General features: G+C 34.6%; 23 protein-coding genes. 5 read left to right on the plus strand and 18 right to left on the minus strand.

The window, feature by feature from the left end; genetic code table 11:
* Positions 1-20: 20 nt before the first annotated feature.
* From hrcA to gpr, 6 genes are all read right to left on the minus strand, one after another.
* Positions 21-1,043: a heat-inducible transcriptional repressor HrcA gene (gene hrcA / locus LD272_RS12570; protein ID WP_226036952.1), complete on the minus strand. Its 1,023-nt coding sequence runs from the start codon at positions 1,041-1,043 to the stop codon at positions 21-23.
* 77 nt (positions 1,044-1,120) lie between these two features.
* Positions 1,121-2,278 (minus strand): radical SAM family heme chaperone HemW, encoded by a 1,158-nt coding sequence (hemW, locus tag LD272_RS12575; RefSeq protein WP_226036953.1) that lies wholly within the window; start codon positions 2,276-2,278, stop codon positions 1,121-1,123.
* Positions 2,279-2,353: 75 nt separating this feature from the next.
* Complete coding sequence (lepA, locus tag LD272_RS12580) at positions 2,354-4,171, minus strand: translation elongation factor 4 (protein ID WP_226036954.1); 1,818 nt, start codon at positions 4,169-4,171, stop codon at positions 2,354-2,356.
* A gap of 386 nt (positions 4,172-4,557) precedes the next feature.
* Complete coding sequence (locus LD272_RS12585) at positions 4,558-4,893, minus strand: DUF3679 domain-containing protein (protein ID WP_226037037.1); 336 nt, start codon at positions 4,891-4,893, stop codon at positions 4,558-4,560.
* Between the two features lie 23 nt (positions 4,894-4,916).
* Positions 4,917-6,095: a stage II sporulation protein P gene (gene spoIIP, locus LD272_RS12590; protein WP_226036955.1), complete on the minus strand. Its 1,179-nt coding sequence runs from the start codon at positions 6,093-6,095 to the stop codon at positions 4,917-4,919.
* 142 nt (positions 6,096-6,237) lie between these two features.
* On the minus strand, positions 6,238-7,335 hold the full coding sequence (gpr, locus tag LD272_RS12595) for a GPR endopeptidase (protein WP_226036956.1): 1,098 nt from the start codon (positions 7,333-7,335) through the stop codon (positions 6,238-6,240).
* A gap of 275 nt (positions 7,336-7,610) precedes the next feature.
* Between gpr and rpsT the strand changes: the two genes are divergently transcribed.
* Positions 7,611-7,877, plus strand: a complete 267-nt coding sequence (gene rpsT, locus LD272_RS12600) for a 30S ribosomal protein S20 (protein WP_226036957.1) — start codon at positions 7,611-7,613, stop codon at positions 7,875-7,877.
* Positions 7,878-7,961: 84 nt separating this feature from the next.
* On the opposite strand, the gene holA is transcribed toward rpsT, so the two are convergent.
* On the minus strand, positions 7,962-9,014 hold the full coding sequence (holA, locus tag LD272_RS12605; protein ID WP_226036958.1) for a DNA polymerase III subunit delta: 1,053 nt from the start codon (positions 9,012-9,014) through the stop codon (positions 7,962-7,964).
* A gap of 352 nt (positions 9,015-9,366) precedes the next feature.
* Between holA and LD272_RS12610 the strand changes: the two genes are divergently transcribed.
* Positions 9,367-9,501, plus strand: a complete 135-nt coding sequence (locus LD272_RS12610) for a YqzM family protein (protein ID WP_226036959.1) — start codon at positions 9,367-9,369, stop codon at positions 9,499-9,501.
* Between the two features lie 74 nt (positions 9,502-9,575).
* Here LD272_RS12610 and LD272_RS12615 read toward each other — a convergent pair whose 3' ends face one another.
* The 3 genes from LD272_RS12615 to LD272_RS12625 all read right to left on the minus strand — a co-directional run bounded on the left by LD272_RS12615 (position 9,576) and on the right by LD272_RS12625 (position 13,452).
* Complete coding sequence (locus LD272_RS12615; RefSeq protein ID WP_226036960.1) at positions 9,576-11,852, minus strand: DNA internalization-related competence protein ComEC/Rec2; 2,277 nt, start codon at positions 11,850-11,852, stop codon at positions 9,576-9,578.
* Positions 11,853-12,171: 319 nt separating this feature from the next.
* Positions 12,172-12,732, minus strand: a complete 561-nt coding sequence (locus tag LD272_RS12620) for a ComE operon protein 2 (RefSeq protein WP_226037038.1) — start codon at positions 12,730-12,732, stop codon at positions 12,172-12,174.
* A 117-nt stretch (positions 12,733-12,849) separates the two neighbouring features.
* Complete coding sequence (locus LD272_RS12625; protein WP_226036961.1) at positions 12,850-13,452, minus strand: helix-hairpin-helix domain-containing protein; 603 nt, start codon at positions 13,450-13,452, stop codon at positions 12,850-12,852.
* A gap of 80 nt (positions 13,453-13,532) precedes the next feature.
* On the opposite strand from LD272_RS12625, the gene comER reads away from it, so the two are divergent.
* Complete coding sequence (comER, locus tag LD272_RS12630) at positions 13,533-14,357, plus strand: late competence protein ComER (protein WP_226036962.1); 825 nt, start codon at positions 13,533-13,535, stop codon at positions 14,355-14,357.
* Between the two features lie 90 nt (positions 14,358-14,447).
* Here comER and LD272_RS12635 read toward each other — a convergent pair whose 3' ends face one another.
* The 8 genes from LD272_RS12635 to LD272_RS12670 are packed head-to-tail and all read right to left on the minus strand — an operon-like array spanning position 14,448 to position 19,539.
* Positions 14,448-15,194 (minus strand): class I SAM-dependent DNA methyltransferase, encoded by a 747-nt coding sequence (locus LD272_RS12635; protein ID WP_226036963.1) that lies wholly within the window; start codon positions 15,192-15,194, stop codon positions 14,448-14,450.
* A gap of 4 nt (positions 15,195-15,198) precedes the next feature.
* Positions 15,199-15,555 carry a ribosome silencing factor gene (rsfS, locus tag LD272_RS12640; RefSeq protein WP_226036964.1) on the minus strand — a complete coding sequence of 119 codons (357 nt, stop codon included), beginning with the start codon at positions 15,553-15,555 and terminating at the stop codon, positions 15,199-15,201.
* Positions 15,556-15,570: 15 nt separating this feature from the next.
* The gene (gene yqeK / locus LD272_RS12645) at positions 15,571-16,140 is read right to left on the minus strand and encodes a bis(5'-nucleosyl)-tetraphosphatase (symmetrical) YqeK (protein ID WP_226036965.1); all 570 of its coding nucleotides are present in this window, start codon (positions 16,138-16,140) and stop codon (positions 15,571-15,573) included.
* On the minus strand, positions 16,127-16,717 hold the full coding sequence (locus LD272_RS12650) for a nicotinate-nucleotide adenylyltransferase (RefSeq protein ID WP_369413976.1): 591 nt from the start codon (positions 16,715-16,717) through the stop codon (positions 16,127-16,129). The genes yqeK and LD272_RS12650 overlap by 14 nt, the downstream gene beginning before the upstream one ends.
* Before the next feature lie 53 nt (positions 16,718-16,770).
* Positions 16,771-17,061 (minus strand): ribosome assembly RNA-binding protein YhbY, encoded by a 291-nt coding sequence (gene yhbY / locus LD272_RS12655; RefSeq protein WP_226036966.1) that lies wholly within the window; start codon positions 17,059-17,061, stop codon positions 16,771-16,773.
* A gap of 4 nt (positions 17,062-17,065) precedes the next feature.
* A complete protein-coding gene (aroE, locus tag LD272_RS12660) occupies positions 17,066-17,905 on the minus strand; it encodes a shikimate dehydrogenase (protein WP_226036967.1) in 840 nt (279 codons plus the stop codon).
* 12 nt (positions 17,906-17,917) lie between these two features.
* On the minus strand, positions 17,918-19,021 hold the full coding sequence (gene yqeH / locus LD272_RS12665; protein WP_226036968.1) for a ribosome biogenesis GTPase YqeH: 1,104 nt from the start codon (positions 19,019-19,021) through the stop codon (positions 17,918-17,920).
* Between the two features lie 2 nt (positions 19,022-19,023).
* Positions 19,024-19,539: a YqeG family HAD IIIA-type phosphatase gene (locus LD272_RS12670; RefSeq protein WP_226036969.1), complete on the minus strand. Its 516-nt coding sequence runs from the start codon at positions 19,537-19,539 to the stop codon at positions 19,024-19,026.
* 379 nt (positions 19,540-19,918) lie between these two features.
* Here LD272_RS12670 and LD272_RS12675 point away from each other — a divergent pair, with 379 nt between their 5' ends.
* Together LD272_RS12675 and LD272_RS12680 are read left to right on the plus strand one after the other, a co-directional pair.
* Complete coding sequence (locus LD272_RS12675) at positions 19,919-20,050, plus strand: sporulation histidine kinase inhibitor Sda (protein WP_226036970.1); 132 nt, start codon at positions 19,919-19,921, stop codon at positions 20,048-20,050.
* 395 nt (positions 20,051-20,445) lie between these two features.
* Positions 20,446-22,779: a Na+/H+ antiporter subunit A gene (locus LD272_RS12680; RefSeq protein ID WP_226036971.1), complete on the plus strand. Its 2,334-nt coding sequence runs from the start codon at positions 20,446-20,448 to the stop codon at positions 22,777-22,779.
* The last annotated feature ends 1 nt before the right edge of the window (position 22,780 follow it).

Consider the following 22,780-nt stretch of genomic DNA (forward strand, 5'->3'; position numbering starts at 1 on the left):
TATACCCCAAACCAGCTATTTTAATACCAAGAATGAAAAGTGTTCGTCAACCTTTTTGAAAGCACATTTAATAGTGTAATCACTCTAGAATATTCCATTCTCGTGGGTCCTAACAACGCAATTGTACCCATTTGGCGATCTCCTAAAGAATAAGTTGCCGTAATAATGCTACAATCTTGCATTGCATCTATCTTATTTTCTTGACCGATAGACACGATAATACCATCTTTGTCAGAACGTAACATATCAGCCATTTTTTCTTCTTGTTCAATCATAGAAAATAGTGACCGAATCTTATTTACATCTTTAAATTCTGGTTGCATTAAAATATTAGTCTTGCCACCAACATAAAGCTTTACTGGCTGCTCATCAAATAATGCAGCTTTTAAATATTGAAATGCTGTCTCAAAATCACTTGTATATGTTTTTAACAAATACGTAATTTCAGTGTACAACTTCTCATGTAGCTGAATGATGGGTACTCCAGCAAGTCGTTCATTTAAAATGTTTACCAGCTTCTCTAAATCACCTGACTTTATTTCGGCAGGTACATTAAATGATCTATGCTCCACATGTCCAGTATTAGTTACTAAAATAGCTACTGCTGTTTGTGAAGATAAACTAATTATCTGTAATTGCTTCAGCTTGGTTTCAAACACTTCTGGACCTAGTATAATTGAGGTGTAGTTTGTTAAATCAGAAAGTATCTTTGCCGATTTTTGGACAACTTGTTCAAATTCTACCATTCCCTTTTCAAACGTATGTGTAATAACATTTCTATCTGCGCTTGAAAGGTGAAAAGGAGATAATAAATGATCAACATAGAAACGATATCCCTTTTCAGACGGAACTCTACCTGATGATGAGTGTGTCTTTTCAATAAAACCCAACTCTTCCAAATCAGCCATTTCATTACGTATGGTTGCCGGACTAAAAGACATTCCGTCTTTCTTTGAAATAGCACGGGAACCAATCGGCTGTGCTGTTTGGATGAATTCATCAATAATAACTTGCAGAACGAGTATTTGTCTTTTTGATAACATCGATGATCACCTCTGTTAGCACTCTTACCTAACGAGTGCTAAATCTATTATTAAATTATCAAAAGCAGTTCGGAATGTCAATCGGAAAGCTTAAAAGTTTTTTCATCAATTAGAAATTCTTGAAAAACTTCATTACCAAATAGCATTCCATTATCGGTCAACCGAACATGTTGATCCGTTTCTATAAGCCAACCCCTTTGTTTTAGAGTTACTAACGAATCATGGTAAATATCATTGATATCTACTTTAAATTTATTTATAAATTCCTGTTTGGATACACCTTTTGTTTTCCTTAATCCGAGGAACATTTCCTCTTCTATTCGTTCCTTTTCGCCTACTTTTTCTATATGCAAAATTGGTTGACCATCTTCATTTGCCTTCTTTAGGTAGGCAGGAAATGGTCGTAAATTTATAATCCTTTTTCCTGGTAAGTATCCATGGGCCCCTGCACCAAACCCATAATAATATTCATTATTCCAGTAAGTTAAATTATGCTGACTTTCAAAACCTTTTTCAGCAAAGTTACTTATTTCATACTGAAATTTGCCATGCTTATTCATTTCAGTGCGAAGTAACTCATACATGTCTGCTTCCGTTTCTTCTTGTGGTTTACGTAATTTACCTTTCATGTAACGCTGGTAAAATACTGTTTTTGGTTCTATCTGTAATGAATAAGCAGAATAGTGCGGAAGATTAAAAGATAAAGCCTCATCAATTGTCCTGTGAAGATTGTCAATTGATTGATTAGGGAGACTGTAAATTAAATCAATACTAATATTAGTTAGACCGTGCTTTGTTAATGTATTGATATTTTCATATACATCCTTAATACGATGTAATCTACCTAATTGCTCAAGCATCGTATCATCAAAAACTTGGACGCCCATAGATATTCGTTTCACTCCATATTCTTTTAACAGCTTAATTTTCTCCTCATCCAAATCTCCAGGATTGGCTTCGAAAGAGTACTCTTCACATTGGTCCACGTCAAAGTGATGTGAAATAATTTTGAGCAAGCTTTCTAGTTGACGATAATTTAGTGCTGTTGGAGTCCCACCGCCAACAAAAATTGTTTTCACTTGTTGTTTTGGGTTTGTAATATATGCTGATACTTCTTTTTTTAGTGCATCTATATAATCATCAGCCATTTTTTCTTCATAAAAAAACTTAGTGAAATCACAATAATGACAAATTTTTTCACAGAATGGTATATGGATATAAACGGATGAAACCATAACGAACTCTCCTTATTAGTGCATTAATAACTACTAGCGAAACCCCTGTCAGTTAGTTGACAAGGGTTTCTTTTTTTACTTATCATCGTCCATTCGAAGAACAGCCATAAAGGCTTCTTGTGGTACTTCCACGGATCCAACCATTTTCATCCGCTTTTTACCTTCTTTTTGTTTTTCGAGTAATTTTCTCTTTCTCGAGATATCTCCACCATAACATTTCGAAAGTACATTTTTACGCATTGCCTTTATAGTCGAACGAGCAACAATTTTGTTCCCGGTGGCAGCTTGAATTGGCACTTCAAACTGTTGTCTAGGTATTAATGTTTTCAATTTCTCAACGATTTGTTTCCCACGCTCAAAAGCGAAATCTTTATGTACAATAAAGGAAAGCGCATCAATCGTTTCACCATTCAACCAAATATCCATCTTGACTAGACTGGACGTTTTATACCCAATCATTTCATAATCAAAAGATGCATACCCTTTGGTTTGTGATTTCAACTGATCAAAGAAATCATAAACTATTTCAGCCAAGGGAATTTCATAAACAACGTTTACCCGGTTATCATCCATATATTTCATGTCAATAAAATCGCCACGTTTTCTCTGGCACAGTTCCATAACAGGTCCAACATAATCATTTGGAACCATCACCGTTGCTTTCACATATGGTTCACGAACTTCCTTAATTTGTTGAGGATCTGGCATAAAGGATGGATTATCTATTGTTATTTCCGTATCATTTGAATGAATAACTTGATAAATAACACTTGGCGCTGTCGTGATTAAATCAATATTAAATTCCCTTTCAACACGTTCTTGAATAATCTCCATGTGTAGAAGACCTAGGAAACCACAACGAAAGCCAAATCCAAGCGCTTGAGACGTCTCCGCTTCATACTGCAAAGAGGAATCATTTAATTCGAGTCGTTCAAGTGCTTCTCTTAAATCATTATAATTACTTGCATCAACAGGGTATAATCCACAAAACACCATTGGATTCAACCTGCGATATCCTGGTAATGCTTCCTCAGTAGGATTGTTTGCTAACGTAATCGTATCCCCGACTTGAGTATCCCCGACATTTTTTATCGATGCAGTCAAGTAACCAACATCACCAACCGACAATTCATTTTGCGGGACTGGTTTTGGTTTAAATACACCAATTTCGTTCACTTCAAACTCTTTTCCTGTTGCCATCATTTTTATTTTATCGCCTATTTTTACTGAACCCTCTTTAATACAGACATACGCAACAACGCCTCGATAGGAATCGTATAACGAATCAAATATTAGGGCCTTTAGTGGTTCATCTGGATTACCAGCAGGAGCAGGGATTTTCTCCACAATTCTTTCTAGAATTTCATCAATTCCAATTCCAGATTTAGCACTTGCTAAAATTGCTTCATCTCCATCAATTCCGATAACGTCTGTAATTTCCTGTTTAACACGTTCTGGATCTGCACTTGGTAAGTCTATTTTATTAATAACAGGGATAATTTCCAGATCATTATCAAGCGCTAAATAAACGTTAGCCAGTGTTTGCGCTTCAATCCCTTGAGCAGCATCTACGACTAAAATAGCTCCCTCACAAGCGGCGAGACTTCTCGACACTTCATATGTAAAATCCACGTGTCCAGGGGTGTCAATTAAATGAAACAAATATTCATCGCCATTTTCCTGTTGATATTTCAGTTGGACTGCATTTAGTTTTATTGTGATTCCACGCTCACGCTCTAAATCCATTCCATCCAAAAACTGTTCTTTCATTTCTCTAGAAGTCAGCGCTTTGGTTTTTTCTAATATACGGTCTGCAAGTGTTGATTTCCCATGGTCTATATGTGCTATGATTGAAAAATTACGTACTCTACTCTGATTTCTTCCTTTACTCACTGGTGATCACTCCTATTTTCGAGCAACAATACTAGGATTGATTATAGCAGTCTATGTCGACAGATTCAATACAGAAAGTTTCTGGTTGCTAAACAGAGCCTAGTTCTTTAAAATAAGTCCTCTATTTATAGGACAAAAAAGATACTATTCTATTATTTTGTATATATTATTATTGTTTAGGAACTACAAAATCGTTGCCATGAGAATAATTAAGGATAGGATTGCGCTGAGTAATCTAAAGGTGCACCTACTCTGGCCACAAAGAACTCAGGGGCGCGGTGGCTTTTCTTAAGCTTGTCGGGGGTGAGCACAAAGGAAGGCAACTTAGAATAATTCACGCAGAAATAAGTGTTTTTCTTATTTCGAAGGCGCCTGCACTTTTGTCCTTAGAAAAAAGCCTGCACTAGTTGATAAGCAGTGTGAATCAATTGATTATAAAACCATTTCACTCCCCTTTCCAAGTTTCCCGCAACTTTTTGAGTGAGATGAGTTGATTGCACTTCTTGGTATTCTTCTTGTTTATTTTCTAAATTAATTTGTTGTAAATTTTCACCCATTACATTTACTTCCGCTTTACCATTTTCATCGACCTGCGACCCAATTGCATCATCATCTGAAACGGAATATCCCCTAGTTTCAATAATACCTTCACTTGCTTTATCAATACCTACTAGTATTCCTCCAAAAAACAAGACTAACATTAGCAAAAAAACTGCCACCATTTTCAAAGTTAATCACCTCTACTCTACTGATTCCCCTGGACTTTTTCAGCATCCCAATAATAGTCACTAAATACTTCAGCAAACAGGTCAGCTGTTCGATACAGTTCTTCCATCGTGTTATCAATACCACCAAATTCGATAACGATTGAATTGCTCGACAAATCTTGGTTGTACACACCATTTTTCCCAGAACCGCCCTGAGTAATAACCGTCCTACTTAACTCAGGATATTTCTCATTAATTTTATTGTGTAATTCTGTAGCAAGCTTTAAATTTTCGTCATTGCTGTAATCCTCACCGACCACAAAAGCAAGCCTTGCATGATCTTTTCCGTCTATCTTCATTGTAGTTACATCTCGACGTTGACTATCACGGTGTAAGTCAAAAACATAATTTAAATCTTTATTACTCGCTAACGCTTGTTCGACAATCGGCCTTGAAGCACTATACGAACGCCAATACTCCCAATTATTTTCATTCAATACAGTACCTATATCTGTATCATCCACACTTACTCCAACACCGTTAGCCTCTAAACTTTTCCCAAGTCGGTCACTGACTTTAGTAATGTTTGCTTCTGAATGATAAACTTTATTTGCACTTGTATTATCTGGCAAATGCGGTAAAAAAGACTCTCGGTTATGCGTGTTATAAATGAATACTACATTTTTATCACCTGTTGTAGGTTGACCCTCTTTTGGTTTTTCAACTGGTGTACCTTCTTCATCGGGAACACCGGTAGCTTCTCTTTCTTCTAACACTGATTCCAAAGGAGCAGATGACTCAATTGGAAGGTTCGTATAGTCTGTGCCTTCACCCGCAACAATTATTTTACTGTCATAAGCTTCAAAACCAGGTAATTCTCGCCCCAACAAACTTCTTGGATCATTTGGCTTTATACTAGTAGCCATTTGAAAAGTAAGATCTGATAAATCGATTGATTCATTATCTTCAGGATAAGCTAACTCAAATGACTTACTTTCCATCCTCATTAAATATAAAAAAGAGGACCCTTCAATTTGTCTCGTCCATTCATTAATCGTATTAGAAGAAATTCGGTATGCTGGTTGAATAGTAGTTAATAATCCAATGAAGAAAAATAAAATAAATAAACTAACAATTAATATTGTTACATTTTTATACCATGGTTTTGTTTTATTAAGTAATTCACTAATTGAAGATAATTTTCGGTTATAGTTCATTGTTCCATCCTTCCTGAACCTTTCTATCATGTCTAATAGAATCTATGATAGTGATTCAGAAAGTAGAACAAATAGTTAATCGTATTTTTTACAAATTAACCTTTCTTAGATAGGTAATAATTTCCTGCCTCAGAAACCTCGATTACCTTGTATAAGACCCAAAATTTTCAACACTAACTGTTTCATGCAATGCTGCATTTAAACCAGAAGCAATTAAATGTGCCATATCTTTCATGTATCCATCAACCTCTTTAGGTGTCACCATTAAATTATGTCCAAGTGGTGTCAAAACTTCTTTTATTAACCCTCTTTTTTCATCTTCGGACATTTCTCCTACCATGCCAAGTACCATTTTTCTTTTTTCAGGATCTGGTAGATCATCTTCTGTTAATTTTCTATTTCCAAAAGTCATTCCTCCAGGGGTCAGCGCCTTTGATGGTTTATCTTTTTCACTCCATTCTCTACCAAAGTGTTTAAGTACATAGTCAATCGTATCACTTGTAATCGTAACTGCATCAACTACTGTTGGTACGCCAAGCGCGATGACTGGTATTCCTAAAGTATTCATACTAATTTCCTTGCGTTTATTCCCAACACCTGAGCCGGGATGAATTCCTGAATCAGAAAGTTGGATTGTTGCATTTACTCGTTCTACTGAACGAGAGGCTAGAGCATCAACAGCTATAACAAAATCCGGTTTTGTCTTTTCAATAATCCCATGAATAATATCACTTGTTTCAATACCGGTAACACCCATTACACCTGGAGTTACTGCTGTAACAGGACGATAACCTTCATTGACATACTCTGGGTGATGGTTGAACAAATGATTTGTTACTAGAATCTTCTCTGCAGCCATCGGTCCCAACGCATCTGGAGTAACATTCGAATTTCCTAGACCAACAATTAAGCAGGTTGCATCAGCTGGCACTTTACTATTTTTCAATAGTTCAATAAGTTCTTTAGCAAGTACTTTTGCAGTTTGTTCTTGTGATTTCGTATCTTGTTTTTTTACTGCTTCAGAATGAATTGTTACATAAGAGCCTGCTTTTTTATCTAGTGATTTGGCTCCTGTTTCATCTATTTGAACATACGTAACTTTTACATCACCATCTTGTCTTTCTTTAATTGTCACACCTTTAATTTTTCTTTCATCCGTTTCTTCTTTTTCTACATACATATCTTTTGCTTCTACAGCCAAGTCAGTACGAACTTGGAATTGCTCATTTTCTTCTTTCATTTGTAAAAGCCTCCCTTTTTCTATATAGGATTGCCTGTTTAGCTTTAAATCATACAATTATACTGTTTACTTCAGATAGATACTTGAAAAATTGCTCGCTATTTGGTACAATGACTTTTGTTCTACTATCAAAATTTATCTTAAAATAACTGATAGTATTAAGTAATTAGAACTTTGTCTGTTCAACTTTACAAAGTTCTCTTTATACTATTATCTAATGAGATAATAAAGCACATACTAAAGTGTTCAAGCGCTCTACTTATGGAGGTGAAAAAATGGCTAATATTAAATCTGCAATCAAACGTGTAAGAACTAGCGGTGAAAGTCGCGCAAAAAACTTATCAGTTAAAACTGACATGCGTAGTCAGATCAAACGCGTGGAAAATTTTGTGAACAGCAATGATGTAGAAAACGCAACATCTGCTCTAAAATCAGCAAACCACAAAATCGACAAAGCTGTACAAAAAGGCATTATCCATAAAAATAAAGGTAATCGCCAAAAGTCGCGCCTAGCAACTAAGGTAAAAAACCTTAGCGCATAATTTAAAGTTATGTACTTATGACCAACAACAAACGATCCTTACAGCAGGATCGTTTATTTATTTTAAAAACAAGAGGTAGGAGCTTTAATAAGCTCCTACCTCTTGTTTTTCCTTTTTAAGATTGATCATTTTGTAAAGTAGTAGTTCAAAAGCTAAGCTCTTATCCATTTTACCTTGTTTTATTTGAGCATCTGTTTCTGTGCAAAATTCAATTATTGATTGGAGTTGTTTTACACTAAAGTTTTTTTCTCTTGTCAATGACATTTTAATTACATATGGATGTGCTTTTAACTGTTGTACCATTTGGTTTTGACCGTAGCCTTTTTGTTTTAACGTTTTTGTATGTAAAATCGTCCTGAATTGAGAAGCTAATAATGCAACAAGTGCTATAGGATCTTCCTTTACCTTTTCTAAGTCCTTATAGATTTGAATAGCCTTACCTATGTCCTGATCTATTATTGCATCTACAAGCTTCAAACCAGAAGAATTTGGATTATGCGAAATAAGTTCCTCCGCTATCACCTTATCAATCGTTCCTCCCTTTCCCACATACAAGGCCATCTTCTCAATTTCATTCTGAAGCATTAACAAATTATTGCCCGTTTCTCGGACAATCGTATCAAATGCTTTATCATCTATTGACACATTTGAAGCAATTGCCATATCCTTAATCCATTTCCCAAGTTCCCACTCTTTAATTGGATGACATTCAATTGTTTGACAGTTTTTCTTTAACAATTTCGTTATTTTCTTTCGCTCGTCCAATTTCTCATAAGCCGCAATAAACACGATAATTGAATAATCAACAGGTTGGTTAATATATGACTGTAGTATATCCAATTCGTGCTCAATTGAGATTTTGTCAGGCTTTGTTTTTAAAAATACTGGATTTTGAGCAAAGATAATTTTTCGTTCACCAAAGAACGGGTATGTTTCCGCATCTGCGATAACATCTTGTATAGGGGTTTCTTCAAGATCATAACTAGATATATTTGTATCCCGGTCTTCTTCTGCTAGTCCATTTCTAATTAATTGTTGCTTTACATCTTGAATTAGAAACGACTCTGTTCCATAGAGTAAATACATGGAAGTAAATTGTTTTTTTCTGATTTTCTTCAAAGAATCAAAATATGTCATTTTAGTTCACTCCAATTTTATATAAACCAATGGTAAAGTGAAAAAGGATTTCTGGCAACAATTTATCTTGAAAAGTTGATTTGCAGCTCAAAATAATTTATTGTAATAAATAAAGAGGGAAGTAGCCGTCACTACCTCCCCTGCAATCTATATCAACGTTTAGATAACAGCCCCAGGAAACTGCTGGCTAAACGATATTTGCTTTCTCTTATAGATTGACCAATTCACTCGATTATATGGATGTTAACTCTTGCTAACAAAGGTAACTACATAATTGCTGTATAATTTTGACTGATAAGTGGATTTTTTATTGCTAATAACTTATACTAAAAATTGAATTAGGAGGGATATTGTGAACGAATTCGAAAAAGATGTCCAATCGAAAAATCATGATATTATTGATTCTGGTAAAGGGTTTATATTTTCATTCGTCTTCTTTATGGTTATTTTCTTCATCGGTGTAGTTGTAGAAGTAATTGCTTCATAAATATTAAGTACGCCGTAACTTAGAGACTGTTAATTAACAGTCTCTTTTTCTTTATCTGTGGCTTCATGATTATCTTATGGCAAAAATGAATGAAATGTTCCACCTTGACCCTTAAATTTATATTGTATCGCACCTTTTTCATCTGTCCTCATGATTACGATGTTATATTTTTCTAATCGTTCGATAACTTCTTGATTAGGGTGACCATAACGATTATTTTCACCCACTGATATCCAAGCAAACCGTGGTTGTGTATGACTAAGAAATTCTTCAGATGTTGACGTATTACTACCATGATGCGCGACTTTTAGAACATCAATTCCAATTTCCGGATAGGTGCGAATCATCTCATTTTCAATTTCCGAATTAATATCTCCGGTAAAAAGCCATCTGATACCTCCAATTTCACTATAAAGCACAAGAGAGTTTTCATTCGTTGCTCCCTTGTCATCCTTTGGAAATAAAACTTGAATGGTTTGTTTATCAATCTTGATTCGATCGCCTGCTTCCACTGTTTGGATCGAAGTATTATTTTGAGCTAACATACTTGCCATACTATCAGTGAATTGAAAGTATCGACTAATTACTAGTTGATCTACTCTAAATTGATCCACGATAAATGGCACGCTCCCAACGTGATCATGATCATTATGTGTAAGAACTATTGAATCAATTTTTAAAATTCCCCTCGAATATAAGTATGGCTTAATAACCTGCTTAAAGATTTTATCAGACGGTGTTACAAAATCTGTTGATACCGTTCCAGCAGCGTCAATAAAGATAATACTTTTTCGGTATGGCAATTCAATAATAAAGCTGTCACCTTGTCCTATATCTAACATTGTTACTGTGCCATATGGATTCAAATAAGGTTTTACAGTTAGAAATAAAAGCAGAAATATTAAAACACCACCATATTTCAACGCTTGATTCTGTTGTTTTTGTTGAATATGTTTCATAAGTAAATAAAACAAAAGGTAATAAATCAGCCAATAAAATACTTCTGTTTTTCCAATTACTAATGGATAATAAAGAAAATGGTCAACTATAGACAATAGTTTTAAAGCGGGCTGATGGATACTTATGAAAATCCAATCCAAAACAAATGCTACAGGTGGCATTAAGTAAAGAGAGAGGAAGGTAAAGAACATTAACGGAATGACAATTAATGAAAAATAAGGAACGTAGAGGAGATTGATAAAAATAGACATAGGATTAAAGAAATAAAACTGATTGATTTGCAATGGAAGAATGGATAACTGACTGATGACACTTATAAAAAAAATAGTAAACCATTTAGGATAAGGTTGGGCTAGTATATTTCTAGAAATCAATAACCCAAATGTAACGATAAATGAAAATTGAAAGCCTAATTGATACAGTATATTAGCGTCATAAATAACAAATACTAGAAAAACAAAGCTTATCACATCTGTAACACTTAACCTTGATTTTAACTTGATTAATAATAAAAAAGCTACTGTCATTAAGGATGATCTCCATACCGAAGGAGCACCACCAGCTAAGATAGCATAAATAGGAAGCAAAATAATTAAAAGACCTTGCGCTTTTTCTTTTGTTAATAGTTGGAACTTCACTAATATAAAATAGATAATACCAACAATTAAACCCACATGAAGTCCAGAAATTGCTAGTAAATGTGATAAGCTCCATCTTTGAAAAATCTCTTCTGATTCTAAACTAATTCCACCATCATCCCCGAGTACTAAAGCTCGTAGCCAGCCTGATGTGAAAGAACTCAACCTTTGAACAGGATCACTTAAAAGTTTATCTCGCAGCATATGAACGCTATTTAGTTTAGATGACCCAAAACACTTTAGATTTTCCGGATTATTAATAGTGATTATAAAGTTAACACCATTCTGTTTTAAATACTTCTGATAATCAAATTGACCTGGATTTTTACTTTGAGGAGGGTATTCTCGTTCACCAAACACTTTACAACTAGCACCTAGATTTACATTAAGATCCGTATAATTGTATTGATCATTTGGATTTTTAAAAAGTGTGACCAAAGTTTTTTGATTACTTTTATCTTCGATCATTTTAAATTCAACCTTATTTTTCGTATTAGTAACTGAAGAAACGATTTTCCCAGTAATTTCGGTTGATTGGAGAGATTCAAATTTTGAAGTGGCAGGGGACTGTTCATCACCTACTATAAAGAAAATAACGAGGGTAGATAAAATAAACAACAATTGAAGCTTCAATAACCTGCGTTTTTGGTACAACCAGATAATAAATAAACAATAAAATAATAGTAGATAATAAGAAGTTGTAAGGCTTACAGCTAAATAAGAAATTGCAATGAGATGCCAATGACCTTTCACTGCTATACACACCTCATTTCCAATATGTTGTTCGACAATATACATTTCTAACACATACAAGATACCAAATATATGTGTAACTGAAGGTAACTACATTAGTGAACAAAAGCTCAGGGGCGCCTTGCTCAACCCCGACAAGCTTAAGATAAGCCTCCGCGCCTGCGTTCTTTCAACATAGAGTGTCTTAAGACCTAAGGCGCGGAGGAGGTGCCGGAGCTGGATATGGCTATCTTAGGAGATAATTATACACAGCAGTCCATTTTATAGTTTCCTAACACAACAAGATAACCATCAGTGATTCCAATGAAGGATGTTTAGTTTATTTGAAAAGACGTTCCACTTCCAACTTAGCCTTTTCTATCTCTTCTTTATTCATCGAGGTTGTTTCTAACTTTTCTAAAAGAGTATCAACATAGTCTTTCTTTTCTTGTTTATGTAAATCAACTGCGACTTGATCAAGAATTACTTTCTCGACTTTTATACCGGCATCTGAAAATAATTCTTTAGCATAAGGGTTATTTTTATAATCATTTGCGTAATATACGGTTTGGATTCCAGCTTGTATTATAGACTTACAGCACTGCAGACAAGGAAAATGCGTAACATACATTTCAGCGCCATCTGTTGCTACACCAAACTTTGCACATTGAAGTAGTGAATTCATTTCAGCATGAATCGTTCGAACGCAGTGCCCATCAATTACATAGCATCCCTCATCAATACAGTGGATACTACCAGAAACACTTCCATTATAGCCCCCTGCAATTATTCTTTTATCTCGCACTATTGTTGCTCCAACCATCAGCCGCTCACATGTACTTCTCAAAGCTAAAAGATGGCTTTGAGCCATATAATATTGATCCCATGAGATGCGTTCCATCATTGTTTCCCCACCTTTAATCCGTTTAAGTAAACCATTCATAGATTTTAATTACTTAAACAAAAGTTCACTTTATTTACACCAGTTTACCCTCGTCCAAACCATTTAGTCAACTTACTAAGGAACCAAAATTTCACCCTTTATTTTCTCAAGTGTTTTATCTCCAATACCGGTAACCTGAACTAAATCTTCAACAACTTTAAAATGACCATATTGCTCGCGATACTGTATAATTGCCTCCGCTTTTACACTTCCAATTCCGGGTAATGTTAAGAGCTCTTCCATTGTTGCATAATTAATTCGCACTTTACTATCTGAAGGTTGATCTGAAACACCTTGTTCATTAATTTCCTCTCCTTGAATAGGAACGAGAATTACCATTTCATCAAATACTTTTTGAGCAAGATTAACATATTCTACATTAGCATTTTCGGTAAAACCTCCTGCTAAATCAATTAAATCGCTCACTCTTTTATCTGCCTCAACCTGATACACACCGGGTGATTCTACCTCACCTTTTATATCAATATACATAAGTTGTTTTTCTTTTGTAACCTCTATCTCTTCTACGTTTTCATTAGTTGCGATTGTTGTAACTATTTCTTGCTCTTTTTTAAATTCAGCATCGTTATTTCTTTGGTTAATAGAATCATAAATGAAGAAAAGGGCAATCATTGAAAGAATTAATAGAAGTAACCAATTATTTTTGATAAAGAGCATAAAAATGACACTCCTTTTCATAAGTTATTAAATTGAAACATAGAATGTAGTTATATATGCGTAAAAAAGGAGGGAGCACTATGAAATGGGGAGTCATCGGAACGGGAAATATGGGTGAAATTCTGATTGATTCGTGGATGTCATCCCATGTAATCGAAGAAAATAATTTATATATTACTAATAGAACAATTAACAAAGCATACTCCATTAAAGAAAGGTATCCAAGCGTCCATGTGTGCGAAGATGTTTATCACCTTGTTGAAAAAGTAGATATTATTTATATTTGTGTAAAACCCCTAGAGATTCACCCTCTTTTAGTTGGTTTATATGGATCTTTAAGAAAAGACCAGTGTATTGTTTCAATAACTAGCCCATATTCAGTTGCACGCTTAGAGTCATTAGTACCCTGTCAAGTTGCTCGTATGATTCCTAGTATCACCAATCGTGCTTTATCGGGAGTTACTCTAGCCTCTTTCGGAGAACAAATTACTAAGGAAATGAAAGCTTACTTACTGCAAAGCAGTCGTATTTACTCAACACCAAAAATCATCGAAGATAATATAACTCGTATGGCTTCTGATATTGTCTCCTGTGGTCCTGCATTTTTCGGATATCTTGCTGAACAATTTATCGAAGCCGCTACCTATGAAACAGATATTAATAAAAAAATGGCCACAAATTTAACAGAAAAAATGTTTATCGGGTTTGGAAAGTTATTAGAGGATGGACATTATACATTGCCAGAATTAATAGAGAAGGTTTGTGTTAAAGGTGGCGTTACTGGAGAAGGAATTAAGGCAATGGATCAGGATATAGGCGAATTATTTCACAATTTAATACAGGCGACACACGCTAAATACCAAGAAGATATTGATAAGGTTAATAACCAAATGTTAGGAGGTTAGTTTAATAAATTCGACAAAACATTGCAAAACCCTTTTTGTCTTAATTAAAAATTATTTAGAAAAAACGCGAGGTAGCTTTTTTGGGCTGCCTCACGTTTTTTTACACACAAAAAAAAGTCGTTGGTCATCTTCTTTCAAATCATTTGATTCAGTATCAAAGTCCGCATATACCCCTTTAACCTCAAAACCTTGTTGCTTTAATAGGTTGGTATAAGATTCTACTGGAAACGTTCGTTGATGATGACTTTCATCGAAACGGTCATAATAGTCTCCATCTTGAACGAAGAAGGTTAAATCATGGAAGATCTCTCCAATATTCTCGCCACTTTGACATAACCAAACATAGGATATGTCATCATATATTTCAGCAAATGTTTGATCCTTAAGGTCTTTTTCGACGTGATCAATGGAATGCACATCGAAAATAAAAACACCATTTGCCTTTAACATTTGATAAACATTTTTAAACACTAGTTCAACATCTGATTTATCAACAATATAATTAATTACATCACAAAAACTTACTACTGCGTCTAATTCATTGAAGCCTTGCAGCTCACGTAAATCCTGATTAATCCACTGAATGGATAGCCGTTCATTTGTTGCAGCTTGTTGAGCATAGGTTAACATATCATTCGAATTATCAACACCAACCACATTCAAACCACTATGAGCTAATCTTCTAGTTACTTGACCTGTTCCGCAGCCTAAATCAGCTACATTAATTACCTTTTCGCCATGTCTATCAAACATTACCTTGGCAAACTCTAACCAGCTGTCATAAGGTGCATCTTGCATCAGAACGTCGTACACTTGGGCCATTTTTGCATAGGACATATAATTAACCCTCTTGTTGCATGTTTAATTCGATTAATGGAGCATCTCCCCATAATCGTTCAAGATTATAGTAATTTCTTTCTTCTTTATGAAAAACGTGGCAGACTACATCACCTAAATCTACAAGAATCCAGCGCGCTTGTTCAAATCCTTCTAATCGTTTCACATCCATATCAATCTCAGCAGCCATTTCTTTAATTCCTCGCGCAATTGATTGAACTTGACGTTCATTCGTTCCCTCACATATTAAGAAATAATCAGCGATTAAAGAAACATCTTTCATATCTAATACAACAATATCTTCTGCTCGTTTGTCATCACAAGCTTTAGCTGCATATTCAGCAAGTTGTTTACTATCCATTATCTTTCCCTCCAATTAGTTTTGATTCCTTTGGTGCAACAAATCATTATAGGCATGAAACGTATCCGGATAAATTGGTTGATTTTTCTTCATTAGAAATTCAATTGTATTTCTAGATGCCATCCAGCACGCTACATTCAAATTCTTGTCAGCTTGTTCTCTTACTTCATCGACACCAGGGAACTGTCTACCTGGTTCTATATAGTCAGCAAGGAAGATTATTTTATCTAGTTTAGACATACCCGCTTTCCCTGTTGTGTGCCAATGAATTGCACTAAGCACCTGTTCATTTTCAACTCCAAGTTCTCGTTTAACAAGTATTGCTCCAACTGGACCATGCCACAATTCGTGGTGGTAAGATAACAAGTCCTTTGGTAAAGATTCAGTTAAAATCCATCGCTTAAGCTCCTCTTTATCACGATACTTGGCATAATCATGAAAGATGGCTGCAAGATCCGTATCCTTAATATCCTCACCAAACAATCTTGCTAAATTTATAGCAGTGTCAGCAACTCGTTTTGTATGTTCAAAACGAGGCTTTTTTAAATGCGGCTCAACTAGCGATAATGCCTCATTTCGATCCATATAAATTATGCTCCTCTATCTTTTCTAACACTTGAGGTGGAACTAAGTATCTAATTGTTTTCCCTTCGCGCAATCGTTCCCTAACCATTGTTGAAGAAACATCCATACCTGGGATTTCAACTTCAATGATTGGATAAATAGTATCTAATTGATATTTATTCCGTTTAACCCCAACGAATTGAATGATTTTAATAAGTTCATCTATTTTAAACCATTTCGATAAGTATTCCACCATATCCGCCCCAATGATAAAATAAAATTGTATATCGGGATATGACTCTTGTAGTTTTTTTACTGTATCAATAGTATAGGACTTGCCTAAACGTTCCACTTCAATAGTATTAAGTAGAAAATGATTGTTATCAATTATTGCCTCTTGTATCATACTTATTCTGTGTTCAGCACAAGTAGTAGACTTTTCTTTATGAGGTGGTTCATATGAAGGAATAAACCATACCTCATTTAAATCTAAAGCCTGATAGACTTCCTCTGCAATCATCAGATGTCCATAGTGTGGAGGGTCAAACGTCCCCCCTAACAAACCAACCTTTTTCATATTCGACTCCTTTTTGTTCAAACTTAAGACTCCTAACTACTAAAAAAGGAAAATTGTTCATGTTCGGAAACTATTTATGGTAATCTCAACTGTTTATTTTCCACAGATTCCTTATACAAAACAATGATATTACCAATTATTTGTACAACTTCAGCATTTGTACCATCAGCTAACTGTTCTGCTACTTCACCTTTATCCTCCATACAATTTTGGAGAATAGATACTTTTATTATTTCTCTTTTTTCTAAAGCTTCATCGATTTGAATGATCATATTTTCATTCACACCAGTTTTTCCGACTTGAAAAATCGGATTTAAATGATGAGCTTTTGAACGTAAAAATCTTTTTTGTTTTCCTGTTAACATAGTTTTAAATTCCTCGCAATCTTTGTTCAAGTTTTAAAAGGGTTGTATCTAATGGAACCTGTTTTCCGGTCCAAATCTGAAAAGCTAATTGAGCTTGATATAACAACATGGAATGACCTAGATGTATTCGTCCTTGTTGTTTTTCTGCATTGTTTAAGAATGTTGTTGCTATTGGTTGATAAATGATATCACTTGCCACAGTTCCAGCACGTAAATTTTCGAGAGAAATTATTTGATCATTTATATAAGGTTTCATACCAACCGATGTTGTCTGAATAATTAAGTCATAATTGGCTAAAGTATCTTCAGCTTGATCAAAAGATAGAATTTTTGTTTCAATTCCTGTTTGATTAACTTCAAGAAGACTTTTAGCTTTTTCAGTTGTACGGTTCGCAATATCAATTTCTTTAAATGATTCATTTGTTAGTGCTCGATAAATCCCTCGAGCCGCACCACCAGCACCTAGTAATAACACTCTTTTACTTGATTCAACTAGGTCTGGGAATGATTGTTTTATTGAACGCACATAGCCCTGACCATCCGTGTTATAGCCCTTTAACTTTCCATTCTCCATTACAACTGTATTTACCGCACCGATTTTTTCAGCATCAGGATGCAGCGAATCCAAAAAGGGAATAATTGCCTCCTTGTATGGAACCGTAACATTAAATCCATCCATTCCCTTTTCTTTGAACTGATTTATAGTTGTTTCTAACTCACTTTTTGTTATCTCATATAATACATATTCCCCGTCCATTCCTAACTTTTCCATGAATTGATCATGTATCCATGGCGAAAGGGAGTGGCTTATAGGATAACCAATTAATCCTAATTTTAACGGCATGTCTTTCTCCCCTTAAATTAAAGATGTTCTTATGGAAACTGAAACTCCCTCTGGACTGTGAGTCGTAACAGTCGTATTACCTTCTAAAATAGTAACCCAACCTAGACCCGGAAAAACAATATCGGTTTTGCTGTCTTTCAAACGGAAGGATTGTTTCTTTAAGGGTGGTAATTTCTCCATTGTTTCACTGTTGGGTGGTGATAGCAATTCACCTAAATGATTTTCATATAGACTGTCAGCTTTTTCTAGCTTCGTACGATGAATAGTGAGTTGGTTAGAAAAATAACAAACAAAAGATTGTTTTTCGCCTTTTTCAAAATCCAATCTCGCTAACCCGCCGAAGTATAATGTTTGTTTCTCGTTCAATTGAAAAACCCTTGGTTTAATTTCTTTACTAGGTGTGACAACTTTTAAATCCTGCTCTGAAATATAATGGGCCATTTGATTACGGTTGATTACACCCGGTGTATCATATAATGAAGTTTTATCATCTAAAGGAATGTCAATAAAACCTAAGGTTGTACCAGGAAAATAAGAAGTTGTAATAGCATCATCAACACCTGTTGTTCTGTCTATTAATCGATTAATAAACGTCGATTTACCAACATTTGTACTTCCAACCACATACACATCTTTTTCAGAGCGGTAATCCTCTATTGCTGATTCTAATTCATCCATTCCCTGGCCTTTAACAGCAGAGATTAGATAGACCTCCTGAACAGTTAATCCTAAATCTTTTGCAGATTTTTTCATCCAATGTCTTAATTTGTTCTTATTCGTAGATTTCGGCAGTAAATCAACTTTATTACCGACAAGTATTATTGGATTTTTCCCAGTAAGTCGTTGCAAACTATTTATGAAGCTCCCATTAAAGTCAAAAATATCTACTATATTAACGATAAGTGCGTCTGTATTTCTAATTTGACTTATCATAGTTAAATAATCATCATCAGTAAAAGATACGTCCTGAACTTCATTATAATGTTTCAATCTGAAACATCGTTTACAGATAATATTTTCGTTATTCATTGCAGAATTCGGTACAAATCCCGGTTCATTTTGATCCTCGGATTGAATCGATATTCCACATCCCTGGCATTTTATTTCCTCTTGCATAGTTATTCCTCCCAAGTAATCATTCCTTTTTTCCTCATCCAGCTTAATATCCTCCGTTCAATTTGACGGTTAATTCTCGTCATTTTTCCATCTGTTTGAACGATAGGGACAACTAAAATTGTATAAAACCCAGAGCTGTTTCCACCGAGAACATCCGTCATTAGCTGATCACCAATCACAACTACCTCTTTTTTATCTAGCTTCATTGCCTTAGCAGCCTTTTTAAACGCTTGTCCTAAGGGTTTTCTTGCACTATACACAAAAGGTGTATTTAGGGGTTCTGAAAAAAGCCTTACACGCTCTTCCTTATTATTCGAAATTATCGTTACTTTAATATTGTGCTCATTCATTAAATTAAACCACTTGATAATCTCTGGTGTTGCATCCCTTACATCCCATGCAACAAGTGTGTTATCTAAATCTGTAATAATTCCATTTATTCCTTTACTTTTTAAATCTTCCGGCTTTATCTCGAAAATACTCTTTACATGTTCATTTGGTAAAAACCTTTTAATCAATGAACCTTCACCTCAATTTACTTAGCATTTCTATTATTGCTCCTTATTCATAATATACAATTTAGCTGCTTCTTTCAAAAAAAAGTTGGTAAACTTACCATATTTATGCGAAAACATGAAAATTTATCAAATAATCCTTCGACAAATTATTACATCCCTCTCATTGTGGATAACTTTATTCACAAATCAACTATTGATATGACAAGCTTTATTTAAGAGAAATTCATGTTATTAACAAGTTATATACAGGCGCCTGTAGATAACTTATAACTTGTACCACTTCTCCTTTCATGATAAAGTTATAATAACTTATAAGACATGCTTCAATTCCCTAAAAGGGTATCAGAAGTAGACTTCCAATACGGGAGGGACTATTAATTTGGAACATTTATCAGACGAGTTATTAATTGAATCTTATCACAAAGCAAATGAGTTAAAGTTAAGTCATGATTTTATTTACCTTATTGAGAAAGAAATCCAAAGAAGATCGTTGATTCACAAGATCAGTTAACTGACTTTAGGAAAATATGGTTAGAAATCGTTTTTTATAGAGAATAATCTAAAATTGTCGAACTCTTGTCATTATTTATAATGGCAAGAGTTTTTTATTTTCGGTACAATAGGTATTGTATGTCTTTTTTCACTTGCTATCAATTGTATAATGATTCATTTTCTGCTTACAATGAATGAAGAACTATGAAATTCTTTGGTTCTAATTAAAATGGTGGAATTTCATCAAAAATCAATTTCGAATCATTTTTGCCACAAAAGTCTCGTTCAACCCAAAAGTAATAAATAATTAAATACACGTGGCCTTTCTTGTACTTAGAATAAAATACTTGTTAGTCAGTTAAATTAATAGTATTATTGCTCCCTGTTTCACTATTTTAAAGGAGGACCCTGTAGATGTTATTCGCTGTATTTATTCCACTACTAATCGCTTGTTTCATCCCATATCTAAGTAAATTTAAAGATAAGATACATACAGGCATATTTGTATTATTTGTTCCATTAGCTATATTTATTTATTTCTTGCAATTTATAGGCAATAATTTTGCTCCATTCTCTCATAATTACTCTTGGATTCCATCGCTAAATATTTCATTGGACTTTTATCTAGATGGACTTAGTTTATTATTTGTTTTACTTATTAGTGGAATAGGAACTCTAGTTACACTCTATTCTATTTTTTACTTACACAAATCAGAGAGGTTAGGTCACTTCTATGTGTACCTTCTGATGTTTATGACAGCAATGCTTGGCGTTGTTCTATCAGACAATGTGTTTGTCCTATATTCTTTTTGGGAATTAACTTCTATTTCATCTTTCTTATTAATTGGTTACTGGCATTACCGAGAAAGATCAAGGTACGGAGCTTTAAAATCAATGCTTATTACCGTCTTTGGTGGATTAAGTATGCTTGGCGGATTCGTTTTACTAACGATAATAACCGGTTCAACAAGTATACAAGTAATGATTTCTCAGACAGATGTTATTTTACATAGTCCCTACCTACCATTAATAATGGCATTAATTCTGTTAGGGGCATTTACCAAATCCGCACAATTCCCATTCCATATTTGGCTTCCAGATGCAATGGAAGCACCTACACCTGTAAGTGCTTATCTCCATTCAGCAACAATGGTTAAGGCTGGAATTTATTTAGTTGCAAGATTTTCACCCATTTTCACCACCTATGAATGGTTCTTTATTATCGTTAGTGGAATTGGTATTGTCACCTTGGTTTGGGGTTCTTATATGGCTGTAAGACAAACCGATTTAAAAGGAATATTAGCCTTTTCAACCATTAGTCAGCTAGGTATGATTATGACTATGCTCGGCTTTGGTACAAAGGCAGCGGCATTTGCTGCAGTATTCCATATTTTAAATCATGCAACATTTAAAGGTAGTTTGTTTATGGTTGCAGGTATTATTGATCACGAAACTGGCTCAAGGGATATTCGTAAGCTTGGTGGTCTCATGACCTTTATGCCTATTTCTGCAACATTAGCTTTGTTCGGGACATTTTCTATGGCCGGCGTTCCACTTCCGTTTCTCAACGGCTTTTACAGTAAAGAAATGTTCTTTGAGACTTCTTTGCACTTAAATGATGCAACACTGCTAATTGCTGAAATTATGAGAACCGGCATTCCTTACCTGGCTGTTTTTGGTAGTATCTTTACCTTTGTTTATTCAATGTATTTATTCTTTGGTACATTCACAGGTAAAAATCATATTGACGAACTTCCCAAAAAGCCACACGAAGCGCCACTTGGAATGTTAATATCACCTGCTCTTTTAATTATTGGCGTCATTATTATTGGATTAATCCCAAACATAGTCAATGAATCATTATTAGCACATGCAGCACAAGCAATAAGTGGGGAAGAGGTACATCAACACATTGCGTTTTGGCATGGATTTAAAGCACCGCTCTTTATGTCCTTAATTGTTGTTATCGTTGGGTCGATATTGTACGTGTTAAGAAATAAATGGAAAAACACTTATCTGCTTATTCCGGGTAAGCTTAGCCTAAATAAAGCATACAACGCAATTTTGGACGGCTCAGAAAAGTATTCTCGTAAAATTACCAACAGTTATATGAATGGTTCCATCCGAAGATACATTGCATTAATTATCGTAGCTATACTGATTGTTACTTTTACGACTATGTTTACTACAAATGGTTTTACGATAAAGATGGATGATTTAGCTGAAGTAACAGCTGCTGAAATATTGATAGCAATTGTCATGGTTGTTGCCGCTCTAGGAACCGTCTTTGCTAGAAATAATGTTGCAGCTATTCTTATACTTGGGGTAGTTGGTTACGGTCTAGCTGTATTATTCGTATTTTACCGTGCACCAGACCTTGCCCTAACGCAACTCGTGGTTGAAACAATTACAGTAGCATTATTCTTATTATGTTTTTATCACTTACCTAACTTAAGACCTAGAACTGAATCGGTTAAAACTAAATTAGTTAATGCTACCATTGCAATTGGATTTGGAGCGCTAATGACCATGGTTGCAATCTCGGCACACAGTAGCAAGTGGTTCACAACCATTTCAGATTATTTTGTTGAAAACTCACACGATCTTGGTGGCGGAGACAACATTGTTAACGTTATTCTTGTAGATTTTCGTGGGATAGATACTTTATTTGAAATAGTAGTATTAGGGATTGCAGCACTAGCTATCTATGGAATGACTAAGTTACGTGACGATAAGGGGGTAGAGTAAA

This window comes from Aquibacillus saliphilus (assembly GCF_020404745.1).
In the GTDB taxonomy this organism is placed as follows: Bacteria; Bacillota; Bacilli; order Bacillales; family Amphibacillaceae; genus Aquibacillus; species Aquibacillus saliphilus.